This window comes from Peribacillus faecalis (genome assembly GCF_014712675.1).
Classification (GTDB): Bacteria; Bacillota; Bacilli; order Bacillales; family DSM-1321; genus Bacillus_AD; species Bacillus_AD faecalis.
Genome location: NZ_JACXSI010000012.1, coordinates 34,659 through 56,024 on the forward strand (window position 1 = coordinate 34,659; position 21,366 = coordinate 56,024).

General features: G+C 36.5%; 15 protein-coding genes. 2 read left to right on the forward strand and 13 right to left on the reverse strand.

Features of this window, described 5'->3' with window-relative positions; genetic code table 11:
• Positions 1 to 81: 81 nt before the first annotated feature.
• Genes IEO70_RS05980 through IEO70_RS05990 form a run of 3 tightly spaced genes read right to left on the reverse strand, consistent with a single transcriptional unit; the run spans position 82 to position 3,020 of the window.
• Positions 82 to 414 carry a DUF1475 family protein gene (locus IEO70_RS05980; RefSeq protein ID WP_190997453.1) on the reverse strand — a complete coding sequence of 111 codons (333 nt, stop codon included), beginning with the start codon at positions 412 to 414 and terminating at the stop codon, positions 82 to 84.
• Positions 411 to 1,196: a DUF1295 domain-containing protein gene (locus IEO70_RS05985; protein WP_190997454.1), complete on the reverse strand. Its 786-nt coding sequence runs from the start codon at positions 1,194 to 1,196 to the stop codon at positions 411 to 413. The genes IEO70_RS05980 and IEO70_RS05985 overlap by 4 nt, the downstream gene beginning before the upstream one ends.
• Positions 1,197 to 1,208: 12 nt before the next feature.
• On the reverse strand, positions 1,209 to 3,020 hold the full coding sequence (locus IEO70_RS05990) for a DAK2 domain-containing protein (RefSeq protein ID WP_190997455.1): 1,812 nt from the start codon (positions 3,018 to 3,020) through the stop codon (positions 1,209 to 1,211).
• Positions 3,021 to 3,180: 160 nt separating this feature from the next.
• Between IEO70_RS05990 and IEO70_RS05995 the strand changes: the two genes are divergently transcribed.
• Positions 3,181 to 3,618, forward strand: a complete 438-nt coding sequence (locus IEO70_RS05995; protein WP_190997456.1) for a MarR family winged helix-turn-helix transcriptional regulator — start codon at positions 3,181 to 3,183, stop codon at positions 3,616 to 3,618.
• 177 nt (positions 3,619 to 3,795) lie between these two features.
• Complete coding sequence (locus IEO70_RS06000) at positions 3,796 to 4,572, forward strand: hypothetical protein (RefSeq protein WP_190997457.1); 777 nt, start codon at positions 3,796 to 3,798, stop codon at positions 4,570 to 4,572.
• 165 nt (positions 4,573 to 4,737) lie between these two features.
• On the opposite strand, the gene IEO70_RS06005 is transcribed toward IEO70_RS06000, so the two are convergent.
• From IEO70_RS06005 to pglZ, 10 genes are all read right to left on the reverse strand, one after another.
• Positions 4,738 to 5,226 (reverse strand): magnesium transporter, encoded by a 489-nt coding sequence (locus IEO70_RS06005; protein WP_190997458.1) that lies wholly within the window; start codon positions 5,224 to 5,226, stop codon positions 4,738 to 4,740.
• A 389-nt stretch (positions 5,227 to 5,615) separates the two neighbouring features.
• Positions 5,616 to 6,362, reverse strand: coding sequence for an SDR family NAD(P)-dependent oxidoreductase (locus IEO70_RS06010; RefSeq protein WP_190997459.1), 747 nt, complete (start codon positions 6,360 to 6,362; stop codon positions 5,616 to 5,618).
• Between the two features lie 170 nt (positions 6,363 to 6,532).
• Positions 6,533 to 10,270, reverse strand: coding sequence for an AAA domain-containing protein (locus IEO70_RS06015; protein WP_190997460.1), 3,738 nt, complete (start codon positions 10,268 to 10,270; stop codon positions 6,533 to 6,535).
• Positions 10,271 to 10,569: 299 nt separating this feature from the next.
• Positions 10,570 to 11,139 carry a hypothetical protein gene (locus IEO70_RS06020; protein ID WP_190997461.1) on the reverse strand — a complete coding sequence of 190 codons (570 nt, stop codon included), beginning with the start codon at positions 11,137 to 11,139 and terminating at the stop codon, positions 10,570 to 10,572.
• A 19-nt stretch (positions 11,140 to 11,158) separates the two neighbouring features.
• The gene (locus IEO70_RS06025; RefSeq protein ID WP_190997462.1) at positions 11,159 to 12,091 is read right to left on the reverse strand and encodes a hypothetical protein; all 933 of its coding nucleotides are present in this window, start codon (positions 12,089 to 12,091) and stop codon (positions 11,159 to 11,161) included.
• A 61-nt stretch (positions 12,092 to 12,152) separates the two neighbouring features.
• Positions 12,153 to 12,956 carry a hypothetical protein gene (locus IEO70_RS06030; RefSeq protein WP_190997463.1) on the reverse strand — a complete coding sequence of 268 codons (804 nt, stop codon included), beginning with the start codon at positions 12,954 to 12,956 and terminating at the stop codon, positions 12,153 to 12,155.
• Between the two features lie 408 nt (positions 12,957 to 13,364).
• Positions 13,365 to 15,311 carry a DUF2075 domain-containing protein gene (locus IEO70_RS06035; RefSeq protein WP_190997464.1) on the reverse strand — a complete coding sequence of 649 codons (1,947 nt, stop codon included), beginning with the start codon at positions 15,309 to 15,311 and terminating at the stop codon, positions 13,365 to 13,367.
• 129 nt (positions 15,312 to 15,440) lie between these two features.
• Positions 15,441 to 18,653: a DEAD/DEAH box helicase gene (locus IEO70_RS06040; protein WP_190997465.1), complete on the reverse strand. Its 3,213-nt coding sequence runs from the start codon at positions 18,651 to 18,653 to the stop codon at positions 15,441 to 15,443.
• A 49-nt stretch (positions 18,654 to 18,702) separates the two neighbouring features.
• Complete coding sequence (locus IEO70_RS06045; protein WP_190997466.1) at positions 18,703 to 19,419, reverse strand: hypothetical protein; 717 nt, start codon at positions 19,417 to 19,419, stop codon at positions 18,703 to 18,705.
• Positions 19,420 to 21,366, reverse strand: coding sequence for a BREX-3 system phosphatase PglZ (gene pglZ / locus IEO70_RS06050; RefSeq protein ID WP_190997467.1), 1,947 nt, complete (start codon positions 21,364 to 21,366; stop codon positions 19,420 to 19,422). It lies immediately after the preceding gene.

A 21,366-nucleotide genomic window follows, 5' to 3' on the forward strand; every position in this document is an offset into this window, starting at 1 on the left:
TTATTAACCTTTTTCTCTTTTAAAATAAAAAACTGCACTCTATTCCGACACAATTGTCGAATTAGAGCACAGTGAAACCTTTTATTGCATCAAACGACTTCCAAACCAGAATCTTTGCCAGTCCCCATCAGCCCGGTGCATCACAAGGAACGTATAGAAACAAATCGTAAATGAACCAAACACAATAATGAGCAGTAAAATCACCATCGACTTCACATTAAACCCTTCGCGAAAAAACATCCAGCCCGCAAATACGAAAAACGCCAAATAAATATCGATGAGCGTGATTTTCCCCCATAACAATTCAAGCATCGCCGAACCATCACCGAGAAAATCGCCTGCCGCAAAGCCATACACAATCGAGCCGCCCATTAAGATCGCCCCTAGCAGAAACACATACTTGGCGACCTTCATCCGTCCATCCCTCTTGATTTCGGAAACCATGGGAAGAATTTCGGCGTTACTTGCCTATACTGCTGATATTCCGGATGATTAGCTTTTTTCTTCTCCAAAAGCGGCACACCTGATACAAAAAGCAAGAACAATGTCATCGTAAGCGGACTAAAGAATGTCAGCCAGCCTCCTGATGTAATCGCCAGCAAATAGATCCCCCACCACATCGTCGCATTGCCAAAATAATTCGGATGGCGCGTATATTTCCATAAGCCGCTTCGTATAATGCGCCCTTTATTTTCCGGCTTGCTTTTAAACGTTTTCAACTGATAATCACCGACTGCCTCAAACAAGAACCCGATGATCCAAATAGCGATTGCGACATAATCGAGCCAAATCAATCCGCTCGTCTCGCTGCTAAAAATATAAATAAAAGAAAGGGAAACGATATAGAGCACAACCCCTTGCAGCACATACACATTTACAAATGCCTTCAAACGCGCCCACTTATTGCCCCAGCGCTTACGCAAATTCACATAACGGTAATCTTCCGGACGTCCGGCGTTACGCATAAACAAATAAATCGACAATCGCAAACCCCATAATGCCACTAACACGAGCACAACTAAACCTTTCGTATTCTGAAAGTCATCTCTGACTGCGAGCGCCGCTGCCAAAACGACAAACCCAAGTCCCCATCCGATATCGACAATTGAATTATCGCGAAGCAACTGACCGATGATGAAAAAAATAAAGAAATAAATTCCGACAACAAGCGCCGCATACAAATAAATATTCTCCATAATCCTAGCCTCCTATTCTTTTAAAAGCGCAACCGCAATTGTATTTTCTCCCGCACTGCTGGCAACAATCGACGACACTTCTTCTATAAAACTCGCAGGCTTGCCTATTATTCTCGTCAGTTCAATCTCAAATGCCTTAAGCCTCCCTTGCGCTTTTCCATGAACAATCGCATATCGTTCAATTCCGTCTTTTTCTTGAATCTGCTTCACCATTTTCAAAATTTGTTCGGTATTGCTTTTCGTGCTGAATGCTTTTCCAAGCAACACACCTTGACCTTTCTCATCAATCGACACAATCGGCTTAAAATTAACGAGCTTGCCGATCACACCGACCGTTTTACTAATTCTGCCCGATGCAATCATCCCTTCTAACCGGTCAACTGATACAAAAATCGCTGCCTTCTCAATTGTTTCCTCAATGACCGCAACCACTTCTTCATGTGTCTTGCCGGTATCAATCGCCTCTGCCGCCTTCATGACGACTAACCCTTGCGCCGCCGAATTCACTTTCGAGTTAATGACGGTAATCGGCACATCCTTCTCAGCAAAGCTGTCCGCCACCTTTTGAAACGCATTATATGTCCCGCTCATTTCCTTTGAAACAGTGACAACAATAATCGACTCATAATAGGTCGCCAAATACGAATACAAGCTTTCGATGCTCTTTCGGTTCGGCTGCGAGGAGGAAATCTTCTGCCCGCCTTCCTTCAACAATTCATACACACCATCTGCTTTAATCGTAATTTTATCCAAATATGCACTTTCATCAATATGCATATTAAGCGGAAATTGCTGAATTTGATAATGATCAACCAAGCTTTTCGGCAAATCGGCAATAGTGTCGGTTATGAGCGCGATAGGGTATTTTTTCTTTGTAACGACCATATTTTGCATCACCATATCTTCTGCCTTCTGCTCAATAATTTGCCCGTACTTCCGCAAATCGCGAAAACAGTTCGCCGGCTCATTCGTATGAATGTGGAGTTTCACCTTATCAGCTGTACCCGCAACAACGAGCGAATCACCGTACATCCTCATATCCCGCTTCAGCTCTTCTAATTCAATATCAGCACCGGCGATCAATGCTTCCGTACAATAACGATACTTTATCTCCTGCTCGTCACCGTCATGGACGTGCTGAAATGCTTCTTCCCAATCCTCTTCTTCATCCGTCAAAAATAAATCATCAAACTTCCCTGTCTGCAAATAACGCATAAATCCATGCAGAAAAATGACAAACCCCTTTGCGCCCGAATCGACAACGCCCCGCTCCTTCAAAACTTGAAGCTTCTCCGGTGTCCTATTCAGCGACTTCACCGCTACATGCAACGCCTCTGACAACACTTCAATAATTTCATCGGACTTTAATCTGGCTGCATCAATCGCATCGACCCAATCGCGCATCACCGAAATGATTGTGCCCTCAACCGGATTCTCAATCGACTCATAGGCTGCCCGAACACCGCTCCGCAAGCTGATTGCCACTTCCTCAAGCGTCACCGTCTTCCGCATCGGCAACTCACCTGCAATTCCGCTAATAAACTGTGCAAAAATTGTCCCTGAATTCCCTCGAGCTGACCAAAGCACCGCATCTGCGATGTGCTGAAACGTCTCCCTCACAAACGGCAGCAGCTTCGCCGACTTGCGGATGCCATTCATCGTAATTGCCAAATTCGTCCCTGTATCCCCATCAGCTACTGGAAACACATTTATCGTATTCAAATCTGTTTTGTGCCTCATCAACTCGTGAGTCCCCGATAAAAACGCCAAATACAAGCTCTCATTATCAATTTGATAAAGCTTCCTTGCCTTTATAGCGCCCAAACCCATCTCCCCTTTATTCAAAAATTTGCATCCAAATATTATATCGTGTACGATTAAATCATACACAATTTAATTGACGATTTCAATTTAAAAGGAGTAATTTATTAGAATTTAAATTATAATTCTAATATAAAGACCACTTTAGAAAAGGTGATTTTCATTGGACGACTTCCTGACATTAGACAAACAACTATGCTTCGCGATCTATGAAACCGCGAGCGAATTCAATAAACTGTATACAAACATCCTGCAGCCATTTGGCCTGACTTACCCTCAATACTTGGTGCTGCTTGCCCTCTGGGAAGAAGACGGCATTACCGCCAAAGAACTCGGGGCCAAACTGAAACTCGGCACGGGCACCTTGACGCCAATGGTCGCACGCATGGAAGCAAACGGCTGGCTACAAAAACAACGCTCAACAGAAGACGAACGCAAAGTCCACATCTACCTGCAGCCAAAAGCATACGAGCAAAAACCGCTCATTACAGCGAGAACGCTAGAAGCAATCAAAGCATGTAACCTCACTTTTGAAGAATATGAAGAAGCGATGGAAGTGCTGCAGAGATTAAATGCGAAGTTGAAGGGTCGGACCATATAATAAGAAAACTCCTCCGTTTTTAGAATGAAGGAGTTTTCTTATTGCAAATTGTTTATTATATGGCGTTACTTTTTGAAACAAACCTGCCCATTTATTGAACTAGCAATGAAATTCATGTACTGTTTATGGTATATGAATAGAAAGCAAAACAGAGCTAAGTAAAAGGAGCCAGGTAAAATGACACTGCCACATATAGAAGAAGGCGTCTATACGCATTACATCCCTCCAAAGGGAGAATACATTACCTTTCTCGACGATGCACATTATGAAGAAAAGGTGCGTGAATGGGGATTATCTAAATCTAAGGATGTAAAGAAAGAGTTTTGGTATAAAACATCAGACTACAAGCGGATCATTACCATTGCTGGATATGAGCAATATGGTGTCACAGGGAATACGATTGTTGTTCAGTTCAAAAGCGGGGAGCTATCATGTATTCACCCTGATTACTTAAAAGAGATGCAAAGCCCAAGTTTCGAGAAGAAAGGGCGAAGCGCAGAAGTAAAACCGGAGCAAACGGAAGAGACGGTCGAGTTAAAGACCGTTAAATCCGTACAAGAACCTTCTGCAACCAAGCCAAAAGTGGAAGCGAAAAAAGAAAAGAAAGCGACGGCGCCGAAGATTGATTTGCCACTTGAGAAGGTCCACTTCACAGCGAAAATTAAACAATTTGCTTCCAGTTGGAATCACTTCGCAGAAAAGAATGATACGGTCATTATTTTTGAAGATGTAAAGATCGAGAGCGAAACGGAAACCGAAGTTGGCCTGGCATGGTGCAGTTACAGCAAGACGCTAGAGAAACAGGAGCTTTCAGTTGGCGACGAGCTCTCTTTTGACGGCAAAATCGTCAAGAAAACTGTTCCAAAAGGGAAAGACGTGGAAGACGAAACAATGCTTTTAGAAGTGCCTGTTTATTTCAAAATCAACAATCCTTCCAAAATCAAAAAGCAATAAAGGTTCGGGACTGTATAAATGCCCGATAAAAAGGGATGCTTGTAAGGCATCCCTTTTCTTTGCTGTTCTGAAGTTTGTTTCCCTTTCATTCAAACCAAAATAATCTAATAAGATTTGCCTTATCATTTTCAACAAACCTTCTTGCTAGTATGAAGAATTTATACTTTATCTTTCTATTACGAAACAGTTTTGATCTTGATACTTTTCATGTTTTGAATCATATAGTTGTATCAGATGATTTAGAGACAATTCTTCATAACTACATCTAATATACGGTATATTCTGTTCATACTCTTCATCACCAATCCATACAATCCATAGCTCTACTATCTGGCCTTCTCTTATATTTTCTTTTAAATACTCTAGTAATTGCTTTGCTCTCGGTTCAGAATAAATAAAACTTACTTCATAAACAAATGGATAGCTTGTATACTCACTTACATCATAGTAACCGTCCTTTTGAATGATCAGCTCATTTAAATCTTCTTCATTTTCCACAAATAATATTTGAGTATTAAGGTCCATCTGCTCCCAAGGTACCAACTCATTTGGTTTTACTCCTAATTCCATAGCTTCCTTAACAGTCATATACTTTGCTTTTAGTTCTACTTCTGGCATTGCATAATTGGTTGCTAGAAAAGTATAATAACTCATTTAACACCCTCCTAAATCTAATACAGAATACCGTTTGCTTTCCTCATAACTTAGTTATCATGTAAAATTTCCAATATTCAAACTACAACTTTAACACAAATATCTCTAAAAAGAGATACAAACTTACATAAATTCATTTCAATCTTGGATCTTACCTTTGGAGTGAGAAGTTGAAGGGGCGTATAAACTTAAAAAGCTCTTCAGCAGAAGAAACTTCTTCTCTGAGAGCACTTCCAATAAGCTATCCAAAGGATGCTTCAGGGGTTGGTTGAGAGGTTTTTGAGTGAACAAATTAAACAAAGCTCTATTCAACAGAAGATGTCAATTCACTAAAGAAGCTCCCCGCCATTCTCTGACTGGGAGCTTTCACATTCTGAAAAGATGGTGCATCAGCCGAAAATTTGGCCGCCTGCACAGTTCACAATGGAACCGTTCAATGTTTTTGCATTATTCATCGCAAAAATGACTACATCTGCTATCTCCTCAGCAGTCGCTGGGATGTTCGGCGGTGTCGTCGCATGGATTTTCGCGCCGATTTCCGGTGTGAATGTAACAGCAGCTGCAGCGGAAATGTTCGTTTGCATATTATTTGGCGCTACGCCAACCGCAAAGATATTCATATCTTGATAATCTTGACCGATTGATTTAGTCATACCAGCTAATGCATGTTTAGTAGCGGAATACACGCCATTATACGCAGTCGGTTTGAAGGAATTGGACGAAACGGTATTGACGATAGCACCGCCGCCATTTGCAAGCATAACCGGAATCACATATTTAAGGCCTAAAAAAGCACCCTTCACATTAATGTTCATGATACGGTCGTATTCAGCAACAGAATACTCATGAAGTAAACGGAACGGAATCATAATACCAGCATTATTGTGGAAGTAATCAATCGTTCCGAAGGCTTCCACTGTTTTGTCGACATAATTTTTGACAGCCTCTTCATCCGATACATCCGCTTTCACGAAAATCACTTCCGCACCTAATACTTTCGCGCGTTCAGCTGTTTCCAATCCATCTTTTTCGTTAAAATCTACTAAACTCAAACGATAGCCTTGCTCAGCCAACTTCAGCGCAACAGCTCTCCCAAGCCCTGTCGCAGCCCCTGTGATCAATACAACTTTACTCATACGATTCCCTCCAACAGAAAAAATGTTCTATTCTTATCTTCGGTTGCAGAGTACAATTGTTGAACAACCTTATTAAACATTACCCTTTGGAGGAACTTCTTATTCCAGTACTTTTTATCATATTATTGAAAGTAAAAAATCAAGAGACTGAATATCAGCCTCTTGATTCCTTACAACTGCGCAACTTTCTCTTTAATCTCTTCACTCTTTAAAAGCTGCCTTATTCTTTGATCAATCCGTTCGATTTCTTTCGCAGGATCTTTCCACCAGTTTCGGCTCCATATTCTTTCGATGGTCCATCCGCGGTTTTCTAGAAATCTTTGACGATATAAGTCTCGCTCTTTTGCATTAGCCGAGCTGTGATACATCGCTCCATCACATTCAATTCCCATTATATATTTAGAAGAATCTTTTGGATGGACAATCGCCAAGTCGATTCGATATCCTGACATGCCTACTTGTGTCGCTACTTCATAGCCTAAACTGCGCAGTTGCGCATACACTTGTTCTTCAAAAGGTGAATCGAAATGCAAGGCGTGATCTTTTACGTGAGTATGAACATTTTCATTAATCTCGCTAATCACTGCTTGTATTTGGTCTTTATTCATATGAGATACAGCTTTTACATATTTTAAATACGATTTAAGAAGCTTCGGACCGATTTGCGCTGTATTCGCCACGTTCAATTCTTCTGGCTCAATACTTGATACGACGACGATCCCTTCCCTCGCCCTTGATATCGCTACATTTAATCGATTTTCTCCGCCTTGTTGATTTAACATGCCAAAGCGATTGTACACCTTTCCTTCTTCATTCTTGGCATAGCCGATTGAGAAAATTATGATGTCTCGCTCATCACCTTGAACATTTTCAATATTTTTTACAAAAAGGCGTTCATCTAGTTCTTTTGCCATCACTTGATTATATACAGCATTAAATTCTTGATCGTCCGCTGCTGCTTTCTCAATCAAATCTAATATTTTGCTTTGCTGCTTCACATTAAACGTGATGATACCAACTGTTTTGTCTGGTTGAGAAATCATCATCTCTTTTAATGTGCTGACTACTTCGATTGCTTCTACTTCATTACATTGATTGATCCATCGACCGTCTACTTTTTTCCAACGTATAGATGGAGGGTTTTGTAATGGTGCAACGTTCGGCGCAATTTGCACATGGCCATTATAAAAAGCATGATTGGAGAAATTAATCAGTTCTTCATATTTCGAACGATAATGCCACTGAAGAATTTTTTCCGGGAATCTTCTTTTTGCTAAATTCAATAAGCTTTGCGATTCATCGATCTCATATTCCTCTTCATCCTCGTCATTGACAAAAGAAGACTGAAACATACTAAATGGCGGTAACTGCTTTTCGTCTCCTGCAACAATTAATTGTTTCGCTCTATAGATGGCCGGAATACCGCTTTCCACTGTACATTGTGATGCTTCATCAAAAATGACCATATCAAACAAATCATCTGTTAACGGAAAGACAGATGAAACCATTTCAGGTGACACGAGCCAAACGGGAATCAAATTGATCAAGCCTTTATTCACAAATTCATTAACTAGTTTTCGTAAAGGCCATATCATTCGCTTCTTCCCAGTCTGATGTTTCAAATCTCGTAAAACTCTCGGAGATGCTTTCAGTAATGTATCTACTGATTCTGTTAATTGATGAATTATATACTGATTGGCAATCTTTTTCTTTTGTTCAACTAATGATGCAAAATTCTCCCTAACTCTTTCAAATTCACTCGTTGACACTTTCTTTACTTCTGGATATTTGTTTTCTGTTTGATCAATCCAATGAATATAAGTCGAATTCTTAAATAAATGCACCCAATAAGCAGGTAAAGCCATGTCAGAATCCGGTTTCTTCGTCATTAATTCTTGTATGATCTTTTTCGTTAGCTCAGAGCATTCTTCCCAATAAGCATCCATCTGTTGTACGTCTTCAAAATCTTGATGAACGTATTCTAAGATTTTTTCTAACTCTTGTAACGGAAGATCCCCATCGGCAATTCTGCTTTGATAATCTGCAATCAATTTATCATCAAAGTATTTATTTAATTGCTGTATTTCAGCCGACATCTTCTTCGTCTCTTTGCCCAATTGGTTCATCAAAATCAGTGATTGCTTGATTTTCAGCCACTCTGTAGAGTTAGTCCCTTTGAACTTCTCGCCTTCTAGCAGCTCTTCTATAATCGTTTTCCCAGCAAATGAAGTCCACCACCATATTCTTAAACCTTGTAGTGTTTTCTTATTGCCCTCTTCTAAATCAGGCGTAATTTTTTCTAGTTTATTTTCGATGAGCCAAGTATAAGCCGGCGTAATCTTTTTATAATCAAGAGAGTTCAAGTATTCCGCGGAATTTTTCGCTTTCTCAATGATATCATTCAGTAATTCGACTAATTCCAGCTTGTCCTTCATCGAAAAATGAGCAAAGCTCTTACGTCTTTTCAACTCATAATTCTCACTGCCAAAGCGTTCATACCATTCAGCATAACTATATATTTTTTCTCCTATATCATCTAACACATCTTTGTGCAGCTCGCTTAACATAGGCTTTAGATTGATCAATTGTTGAACAGTGTCTAAAGAGGTTGCTTTCCCATATAAATCATATAATCGATAGCCGAAATCTTGATACTCATACAGTGCTTTCGCAATATCGTTCAACAGCTTTTCATGAGTCGCTAACCTGTTTGAAGTTGCTTGTAATTCTTGGAGCGACTGTTCAAATAATACTTTATTATGTTCCAGTAGCGTACCGATTTTTTGATACAAAGGCTTTCGGTCATTTTTTTCGTCATGAACTAAAGCGATATGATTCGTTAGCCCTAATCCATCTAATCGTTGATAGACAACATCAAGAGCCGCTCTCTTCTGACAAACAACTAACACTTTCTTGTTTCTATTCAGTGCATCGGTGATTAAATTGACAATCACCTGCGATTTCCCCGTTCCGGGAGGTCCGTGAACAACAAGCCCTTTTTTATATCTTGCTTCTTTTAAAATTTCTTCTTGCGACCCATCGGTATCGAGCAGATTCAAGATTTCCGGTTCTTCACGAGTCGGATCATTTTCTTGCTCATAATCACTTTCTTCTCCCGATTCAAATGCATCAGGATCGATCAATTCATCGACTAATGATGAATTAAATTCCTGTTCAATGAGTGCATCATAATCTTTCACAAGAGAAGAGTTACCTTGTGGGAAATTCCCGATAATCGCATGCTCTAGCATCATCATGCCATTCACTTCAGGAATTTCATCTCGCTTATATTCTTTTAACTTTATTAATCCAGTTGGAGAAAACGAAAGATGGATTTCATGTTCTTCAAAAAAAGAGCGCCATCCTTCCAGATCATATGTCTTCGCAATTTCTCCAGCTTCTTCAAAAAATTCTTCCGTGAAATCAATATTATTTAACTTCTTAAAAGCTAAAAACAACGTACGATTAAGCTGTGGTCCTGTATCTTCTACTTGAACAACCCAGTTTCGCGTATTGACTTTACTTTTTTCTAAACGAATCGGATATAAAAACAACGGAGCTTGAAAAAATGTTCCATCTGCCAGACTTCCAGCAATAAAAGGATAACCTAAGTAAAAATCATGAATACCTGATTCTTCTTCAATCCCCTTTATATTTCGATACAAATCTGTCAGCTTCTTAGATAACACCATAGAATCTTCATTGTCTATGGCAGGCTTTAATAATGTAATGTCCTGCTTCGATTGCGTAACAATCTTCTTCACAATCGATTCACTGACCTGAGATATGTGATCCAATTGCGTTAAATCAAAACTCCATTTATTATACAATTTCAATAATCGAATAGAGCGGTTGCGCCTACTAATATCATTTAATTTATCTCGCATGTGTATGAGCTTTTCTCTCAACGTTGTACCTACTTTCTAATGATTATTCATACAAAAACCAAAAGGACTGGTTGCGCTTACAAAATAACCTAGAAGTGAACGCCAAGTCGAGTCTTCTGCTTTATAACCACTTACATACTTCCCAATAGCTCAAAAAAGGAAGAGCTTACGCTCCTCCTGATAAATCTTATCTATTACCTAATGCAATCTTCCGAGACTCTTACTGATTCACTACTACATATCTCAAATAACATTTGTTTGTTAAAAACAGTATGATTATACTCTGTTTATGACTGAATTTGTAATGTAAGTAACTTCCATTAGATATCGGGGAGACTATCAATACATAAAGGTCGAATCATACCATCATTACCAGACCTAACAAACCCAATCTCTTCAAGTAGGTTTACAACATTCTTGTTTTTAATTTCTTCTGAAAAAGCGAATTCATCAGTCAAGAAGTAATCAACATCAAATATTTTTCCCACCTTTTGAACGATTTGATCTAATATATCTCTTAAATCTTCTGCTGCAGGTATTTTACTGTCGGTTATGCGAAAATCCTCCAAGACAGCAATTTTCCCATCCACATCTATTCCGGTATCTTCCCCGTTAAATTCATACAGAATATGATCTGTTTCTAACTTTACATTAGAAATCATATCAGCAAGCCTTTGAGAATGGGCATCTGCAGAGTCAAAAATATCATTTTCATGTTCATTAAAAATATAAATGAGATATTCACCTATACTTTTAACTAAGATATCCCCCTCCTCAGGATAACAAACAAACAATAATTCCCCGACTATTTTCGTACCTATTAAATCCGCATGATCATCTTTACCATCAACAATTAAGTTTCCTAATTCATATTCTACAAAGAAATCCATATAACATCTCCTCTATTAATCAAGCAAGAATCGATTGACTAACTGCTTTAAAAGCCTTTAAGTGTGTTTGATGTAAACCCTCAAATTGTTTAAGATTTTCATCCACCTCATACGTAAAATGAGCAGGTCTAAGCAAGCTTTTTCTTTTCGCTACATAACCATTACTAATATAAAAGTTACTTGTCATAAAGAGACAATCTTTTCTTAAAACATATTCAATAACCTTAAATAATTTATCTATATTTCGCGTTAACATTTTGAAACAATCCGTATAAAAAACCGGCTGCACATCTACTGATAGACTACTTAATACATTCAACAAATCTATATCTATCTTTTCATCCATACCACTTTGTACAATAACCTTACTCATTTTCCTTGGTTCCTTAATGGAAGTCCCTTGTAACTCTGCAATTTTTAATGGTTCATATTCAAGTTTCTCAAAAACCTGTGCTTTATTAGACCACTTACTCAGTTCCGCTAAAGCATTCCAGGCCACAGGATATTTATCCTTTAAATCACGGAAAACATCCTTACTCTCATCCCAAACTAAATTGTCACATATCTCTTCAAAGTCTGTACCTTTGAAATGATTAATTACTTGTTGAGTAAAAACTTTCACATCATCTCCAGGAATAGGAGATTTATTTAGACCCAGTGTCATCGCTGCTTTTCGATTACTAACAAGATTTTCAAACAAACTATTTCTAATCGCAACAACAACAAAACAGCTTAATTCTATATTTACTTTCGGTTCATAAAAAGAAGCTTCTTCAAATCCCGTTGTTAACAAAACCCTTCTGAACTCCATATCATTCCAATGAGAGACACATGAATAAATCCTAGTTTCTATGTCATGTGTCACAAGTTCGATAACTTCAAATGGTATATCGTACGTATTAAAAAAAGCAGGTAGTACTTCCTGTATATAGGTGTCTATGCTGTTACTCATGTTAGTTCCCCCATCAAGTATTACGAATTTATTATCCCATCATTCTAATGTAAGATCCTACTCATATGCCCTTTGCAATAGCCTCAGAAACATAGCTGGAGCATAAATAGTTTTTCCCCGCCAAATGTTTAATAAAACGTCTAACTTCAAAATAGTCAGGGTATGCATGCAAATGTAAATTGTCTCGAATATAAGTAATGAGTGCAAATAAAAGTTTATCTGTCACTATTGTAGTTTTAACATTTCTAGATACATTATTTCCGCTCTTTCCGTTTTTAATAAACGTAAAAATCGGTATAGCCCGTGCATCTTTTAAATCTATAAAAATTGTATATTCATGCCAAGTTTGTCCCTTTTTATAATCCAATTTACAAGCATAACTATTAGAAAAGAAATCGACATCAAGAATAGTCACTTCTTCTTCACTTGACCATTTAATTGATTCAATCACTTTACGAATATCCTCTGCTGTGATCATCTCAACTAATTGTTCTGTGGAAATCGGTTGTTTTTTCGACATTCCTTGCTCTTCTATAACCTTATTCATTTTGAACTGTTCAATAGCTACGTATAAAACAGACGCTACCCATAACCGTTCTCCTTTATCTAAAATCCAATTATTTAAAGGATTATCTTTAGATTCTTCACTATCATACTTCTGTCCCATCATCACGCTATAAGCATCTAATGCTTGCTGGGGTGTAAGCTTAATTTCTTTCCAACCAATATCCAATCCTGAAAAAACAAGAGAATTTTTTTGGATTGAAGCAATCCATTGTTCACCATGTACATTCTCATAATACCAAAGCGCCTCCTTTGCCCACTTAGGAGGATTATCTTGAAGTTTAAAAGTCAAAAGTTGCATATTATCACCTAGTTCGTATTTTTTTATGTTGCAAAAATTTTATTAGCCTAACCCTTACTATTTTCCAGCTAAAAAGAAATCTGTATTCCTCTTTGTCCTACGCATTCAATGGTTATATATTAACAAGGAACGTGGAACTATATAGGTCACATTAAAAACTTTTTAAAAATGGTTAAGATCCTTTGCTTTAGATCACTGTTCACCCTATTAACAATTTACTACTTATACGGCTAATAAAAAAACTCCTCCGAATGTTTACCTTTTAGTTGGAGAACTAAAAGGTAAACATTGGGGGGGAGTTTTTAAAATAAGATGATTTACCCACTATCTTTATCTACGTTTTTACCTTTATTTAAAATTTGTCATTTCATTGATTAAACTTCTTCAAAATATCGGGTTCAATCGGTTTCAATTATATTCTTCATTAGATTCAGCTACATTGCTAATTGATTTAAAGAATTCATTCTTTTCATAGGAAACATGTACTTCATTTAATCTATCTAAAAAGTACTTTTCCAATTCCTTATTAGTACAATAAACGAAGCATCCTTTTTGTCCCCTTGTCATCAACGTTCTATACGTATTGCGAATGATTTCATCAGAGACTTGTAATGCCTGTTCCGGATTTTCCTTAGCCATTTTCTTAATTCCTTTTAAAGAAGAATCTGTTTTGGCTCTTTTCGTATAATCAGTTTTGACTTGTCCATCTTCGGCATACATGTCATCCCCAATAATAACACCAACGTAATCAAATTCTAATCCTTGTGACGTATGAATGCATCCCACTTCATTGACAGAGTCTTCATCAATGGCCCAGCTATCTGAGTTTCCAAGGTTCCAGCTCATACCGAAATCATATTCAGGAATGACGATATCATGGATATTCGTATCATTCTTACCTTCCTTCAGCCAATCCCAACAGTACCCCGCCAATAACCGTGACTTGTTTTTAACTTTATTTAACTTAAATATTTCTTCTTTCATATCATTCGGATTTGAAAAGACGCGAAAATCATAATTTCCACCCATAAAGTTTTCATTCGCTGTTTGTCTTATTTGCAGGGCATCATCCAACCAGGCTAAATAACCATCTGAACCATTGCAACGAAACTGAGAATCTAAATAAGTTATGGTTATGCTAGCACCAAGTTGTTCAGCAAACTGATTAATAGCCGCTATACTTCCCGCATCCTTTAATGTGACACGTTGTCTTTCATCAATAAAAAAGATGGAGAGTTTTGAAGCATTAATAATTTCCTTCATTTGATTTTCTCCAAGATTACTGAACATCCCAGACTTTTCATTCAGACGATGTGCTTCATCCACAATCAGAACATCAAACTCATTAGCAGGAGCATTAACGTAGCTTCCCGAACCTGTAAATAAATTGTCGATATGTCCTTTTCGAAAATCTCCCTTTAGCTTTCTGGCATAAATCGCTCTTGGCGCAGCATTTTTCGTCACATATTGGCAAACCATACTCTTAGCCGTCAATTCAACCAGTAAGTTAATGGCTAATACCGATTTTCCGGTACCTGGCCCTCCCTTAACAATCAAAACCTGCTTCTCATTGGTTCTCATTGCCTGATGCGCCAATGTTTTCGCTGTCTCATACACCACTTTTTGATCGTCAATCATGACAAATTCCTGATTACCTTTTAACATATTCACCAAGGAATCTTGCAGAGATTTAGAAGGACGAATTCTGCCATTCTCAATTTTATATAAGTTCTCTTTATCATCACCGAACTTGATGTACCTTTTAATGAAGTCTCGCAATTTCCCGGCATCACCCTTTAAAAATACCGGAGCTTTCTCTAAATAATAGTCATAATAATCATCTGTAATCGGGTCGCTTTCACCTAACCTGATATAATTATGCAAATACGCACAAGGATGCAATTGCATTTGATATTCTTGAGCGCTCTCATTATAATCCTCAATCAAAGCAGCATAAGACCACGCTTGATAGGATGGGTGTGTCGTCTCCCGCAATCCCCCGCCAAGCACTGTTTTTACGATTGCCTCTTTCCCTTCAACCTTTTCAATCTTTTCCCACTGTTTCAATTCCACAATCACAATCGAGCTATTCTCTTCATCACTACCTGAAATAAGAAAATCTACTCTTTTAGACGTATACGGAATTTTAAACTCTATAGCAACCCCAGCATTATCCGGGATTTCAGCGTCACTCAACACTCGAAACATATATTGCATGGAATTATCCCAAGAGCGCAACTCACTTTTATTAATACGACCAATTTTCGCATTATAATTTCTTGTAATATTATCAATCAGATGATCTTCAAAGACGTCCTTTAAGAATTCGCTTTTGTTTGCTTCGTATACGATCATGTAGTGTGTTCACCTTTTTTCTTAGATTAATACAATATCGTGAGTTTATGATAACATGAATAGATGCTTTTTTCTCGAATTCTTCTCTGAGGTTAAGATACAAGATATTAAATGGAGCAGTGATACAAATCAATCACTGCTCCGTTTAATATTTAATTGCCCATTGATAGCATTCTCTTCGACTATCCTACCGTCTTTTACAACATAAATAAAAAGTTTATCCAAAACCTCTTGTAAATCTTCCAAATAAAAATCATTAGGAACATAATTTTCTTTTTCTGTTAAAATAATAAATCGTTCTTCACCATTAAATCGTTCACTTGAAAAATCAACTAAACCAAGGTTTCTATATCGCTTAACATTTAATCGTCCATTTTGTTTTTCATAATTTAATACGACATCAATATAATCCGCCGCCAACACTCGCTCACTCTTTCCTTCCGGGACAATATTTAATGAAATAACCTTTTTAGGAGGTTTCATTGAAATATTCTTCTGTCGATTAATCAATGTTAATCGTTCTTCTTTCTTCAAATCTAAATCAATAAGCTTCGCATTCATTTGATTAATAAGTATTGTATTACGATTATCAAAATTACCAAGTTGATATTCATTTAGTTTATTCAATGTTTCATTGTATTGCTGATTAAAGGTTTTTTCTAGAAACATCGAAAGCTTCTCTAACTGCTTTTCACGTTTTGCATAAACATGCTTTCGCATTGCCTCATACTCCTGCATCATTTCCTTTGTACATTTATAATGCACTTCCTTCTGGGCTGCGAAATCATTCTCTTTAAACTCACTCATAAAAATCCAGTACGGATCTAATTCAATTACCTCTCCGTTCAACCTTTTTGCTAAGTGAATAAACTGGTTATCCAGCTCTTTACCGGTCCCGTCAACAATACTCACAAAATATATTTCAATATGCAATTGTTCTGGAACATTACCTGTAATTGTATATTCATACCACGATTGACCTTCAATTTCACGTTTCATCAATTCTAAACTAACATCGAATAAGGGATGCTCTTCATTGATAATCGGAACATCTTCTGCCTCATATTCAATAGAATTCGTAAAACGATAGCTTTCGCCTTGATAGTCTTGAAATTCTGGCATATAATCACGGATAAATTTCGGCAACCTTTCAATTCTCATCACTTTTAAATCTTTTGATTTAATAATTCGTACTTTCTTTTTCTCTAAAGCATAGGCAGTAAAATCCGTATAAATACGTCTTGGAATTTTTTGAACGATCATATCATTCTTCTCACGCTTCAAAGCAGGCAAGTTCACTTGATCATCAATCATTCTTTCTTCCTGCATTAAAGTTAAAAGCTTTTTATGCTCGTCAGTTAGTGTTTTTTCCATATTGGCAATAATGTCATCTAAATGCTCCCGACCAATAATGGCCTTCTCCATTAAATCAGATAAGCTATCAAAATGTTCTTCAATTACTTCTCCAATGAAATCATATACCAGATCAGAACCTAAATCTGTCTTCATTTGTTCCATTTTCTCTAACAGCCTATACATGACACTGCCTTCTCGAGTATTTTGTGCCACTAAATTAAAGACGAATACTTCGTTTTTCTGGCCAATTCGATGTATACGCCCCATTCTTTGCTCAAGTTTATTGGGGTTCCATGGAATATCGTAATTAATCATTTGATTACAGAATTGGAGATTAATTGACTCTCCTCCAGCATCGGTAGCAATCATAATTTGACAACTATTACGGAATAATTCCACTTGCTTCCTTCTTTGCTCCATCGAAAATGTGCCTACTATTTTCGATACTTGTGGAACTCTTTGCAATAATTTTTTTTCTAAGTAATTTAGAGTATCTGCAGATTCTGTAAAAATAAGAATTTTTTCTCCATGATTGATTAGCCCTTTTTCACCAAATAATGTATCCTCTAATTCTTGGTATTTCTTCTCTATTGAATATAGTTTGATATTTTTTGCTTTTTCAATTAATTTTCGAAGGACAATAATCTCTTTTTTAAGTTCTTTTATGTCTATAATATCAACAGCTTCTTCCATTTGAAATTCTAGTTTTTCTTGCTCTGCATTCTCTTCTTCTAAATAATGTTCTGTCTCCAAGGATTTAATTTTTTTTAAATGCTTCTTCCTTTCAGATTCCGTTTCTTTATACAATGCCAATAGCTTATTATGTCTGCGTTTTAACGACTTATAAATGGCATCAATAGAAGAACTTAATCTACGTTGCAGTAGCATCATCGCAAAAGCGGTTGAATTACTCCCGTTATTAATTGCTCTATTAAAATATGTTCGTACATATTCAGTTACAGCATCATATAATGCTAATTCTTCATCTGTTAAGTTAAACTGGAGAGTCTTAGTTGTTCGTTTTGGGAACAATGGAGTATTATCAAAATTCTTTAAGTTCTCTTTTAATCTTCTAATTATAAACGGATTTGATTTTTCCTTTAAACTTTCATTTACAGCACTGCTTGAGAAAATATCCTCGTCAATGAGTTTCATTAAGTGCCTAAAGTTTTCGGAATCACCTTTATGCGGTGTAGCCGTTAGTAACAAACAATGCTCCGTTTTTCTAAGCAAAGATTCACCTAATTGATATAGCTTTGTTCGAAACGTTTTTCTTTTTACAGTTCCGTATGTATAGGCAGCCATTTTATGTGCTTCATCGATGATAATAAAATCAAATTGTGCCTCTTGAATAAGAGCCTTTACATCATCTCTAACAGCCCAGTACATGGAAGCCAAACATAACTTATTTTGTACGAATGGATTTTTCTCTCCGTATTCTCTTAGCGTTGCTCTATTAATAATATGGAACTGTTCATCAAACTTTTCATTTAATTCTTCTTGCCATTGTTTCAATACTAACGGAGGAACCAAAATCAGGACTCTTTCCACACTCATCCTTGCCTGCAACTCTTTCATGATCATTCCAGCCATTATTGTTTTACCAGCACCAGGATCATCCGCTAATAAAAAGCGAACTTGCGGCACTTGTAACATTCGACCATAAACAGCTTCGATTTGGTGAGGCAATGGCAGTAAGTTTTTATTGCCAAGAGCTCTTGTATGCGAATAATTTTTCTCATTTTTCAGCAATAAATATTGGATATATCTTTGGACATCAATCGCTCTAATTCGTGTTAACTCTTTTACTTCTTTTTGCTTACTAAACTCATCCATTCTATCTTTTTCGACCATTAACTCATAATATTTACTTGATTCTTGACCAATCGCTTCTATCACATAGTAATCGCCAAGTTCGTCACATTTTTTAATTTCAACACTTTCAGGAAAATGATTACTCGATATAATCTCGCCAACAGATAGCATATTTTCTCCCTCCCCTATAAAAATAACCTTACCCCACTATGGAATAAGGTTATTTAGACGTTTTTTCAACAACCAATTTGTCTAACCCTTGTCGATGAAATGCTAGCCCTTCCTTTTCTCTTAATTCAAACATATTAAATTCATAATTAAAAGGGAAGAATACTGAATGATTTTGAATAATATCAAGTTGTGCAGCTTTACTATCCAAAACCTTTAACATTACTTGAATGATAAAAGCCTGAAGCAAAGGATTCGTAATATTTATTTTTTGCGTCAAAGAGTAATTTCTGTTTTTTTCGGGGCAAACAACCCCCCATGATTTCATACTCATTAATACCGCACTTGTTGCTACTTCAACACGTCTTCTATCCCCGTAATATTCCTTCATACGTTTGTTAATGAATGTACTAGGCACATTCTCTTGCAATTGAGATAATCGGCCTATTTCTCCTGCTACATCTTTAAAAAACGGATAGGCTACAAGCATCATCCCCCAATGTGCAACAAGACGCTCTTCTTTTGTTAACTCAGTAAACACCTCAAGTATTTTATTTCTAGAGGTAACTATTTCATCATCTACTAAATACCAAATTTTCATTAGCATAGTAATTGCATGTTTCCGCGACATAGTACCTTTTATATCTTCGCGTAAAAAACCATCTAAAATTTCATACATTTCTTTCCGAGTTGTCTTCCTACTGTAGGAAGCGACATAATCTAAATGTTGCATTGATACTTTTTGATCAAAACCAACAGGCTTTACCATCTAATTCGCTCCTTGATTTGGCAATACTTTAATAAAGGGAACAATCGTTTCTTCAATACTTATCCCACCATGAGTGACTATTTGTTCACCTTTTTTTGTAAAGGATTCACCATATTTGGCTAATAAGACGTGATAGTGATCCGGCAATCCTACACCAACCCATGGAATACCATCGATTTTCTTACAAGATTCTTCGTATATGACCGAATCATCATAAATTCTTACTCTCTCACCCTTTTGTTCAACTAGTACTCCTTCTGTTATTTTACCAGTTCCTATACAAGTTGTATTACCATGATCTGACGTTATATAAACATTAAATCCTTCTTGATGAAGCGTGTCTAATAATTCCAGTAAAAAGTTTGTTTCTAACCAAAGGTTTAATTGAGAATATAGGCTTTTCTCACCTAAAATTGTATTATGGGTTAATTTATCGAGTACATCTATAACAGCACCATAAACTTTTAATGATGGCCGTTTTATAGGTAGAATTCTTTGTTTATCATATAGTTCTGAACCAAGTGCTTTCTGATAGCCTACATACTGTTTAACTACACCTTGATTCGCCCAAAATCCCTTCCATTCTGCTTCTTCTTTTGAAGTAGTTGCTAAGCTTGTACTGAATGTAATAGGAATGTTCCCTGAAAAAATAGCTTGTCTAGAAATAGATGTTAGTGTAGGAACCCAAGCAAATACACCTTCTTCTTCAAAGTCTAAATGGTGTTTTTCTAGATACTTTTTAACTGTCTTCCATTGAACATAACTCATGCCATCCATGACCAACAATGCAACTTTTTCTGAAGATTTAGTTTCCATTTCCTCTTTTAAAATATAAGGAATGTGATGGACCATTTTAGGTTTTGGATATGGCGCTAAACTAACCAATGTATGGTAGTTCAGTAACATCCATTGCTGAAACTTCTCATTAATACTCTTCATTATATCTTGTGTATCTGTAGAGATCTTCTCATTATCTACATTTAAAACTAGCGATTTTAGCTCTGCTAACCAATCGATAATCGTAAACCAATCTTTATATGAATCAATATTCTCTAATTTCTCATTTATTTTTCTAGTCAAGTACTCGTTTCGTTCTGTTAATAACTCTTTTGAGTTTAAATCAACTGCATAGTTTAGCCAATCTGGTAAGGTATTGACTAAATTAGTCGGTTTTACTTTTGTAAGTTTTCCTTCTAAAAATAAATCATTCATCAACCTGCGAACATCATCATTTTTAAATGGATGAGTAAAATATATCAAATCATTCTCTAAAATCTCATTTGTTTTATTTAACGTAAATGCTTTTATTACATTTTCCCATTCGGATTCAATATACTCATAGAAAAAAGGTGTATCTGTAATCATCGATTGTAATGGCAGGCTATTAAACGCAGGTTTATCTTTCCACTTCGTGTATAGGAACTCTTTAACGATGGGTGGTATCAATACTTTTCTATAATGAATAGACAGCAATACTTTGTACAATTCTTCCTGATTATCGACAATATCATACGGTATTTTATAGTAATGCTTAATTAAATAAACTAACGTCTCTTTTGTAGAGGAAGAGCCCTGATACTGCGCGTGCACAGTATACAAGGCGTCTAAGTCATCTATATTTAATTTTCTAAGTAGTGGAACAGAGAAATTCGGAAAAATCGTCGATATATCAATTTGTAAAATTGCTGATTGCTGCTTAATATCAAAAGGAAGCTCGGTTTCATTATTTTTATATACTAGAAACTTCTTATTACTGTAACGGCAATATTTCTCGTAGAAAAATCGAAATTGAATACTATTTTCGTAACGTGTAATAGTGAACTCTAAGTCCTCAATTTTTCGCAAAAGAATTTCATCACTTAGTAAATAATCCGGATCAATAAAAAAAATTAATGACTCAGAACAATACTTCATTTTATTTATAATGATATCTCGCCAATTATTCAT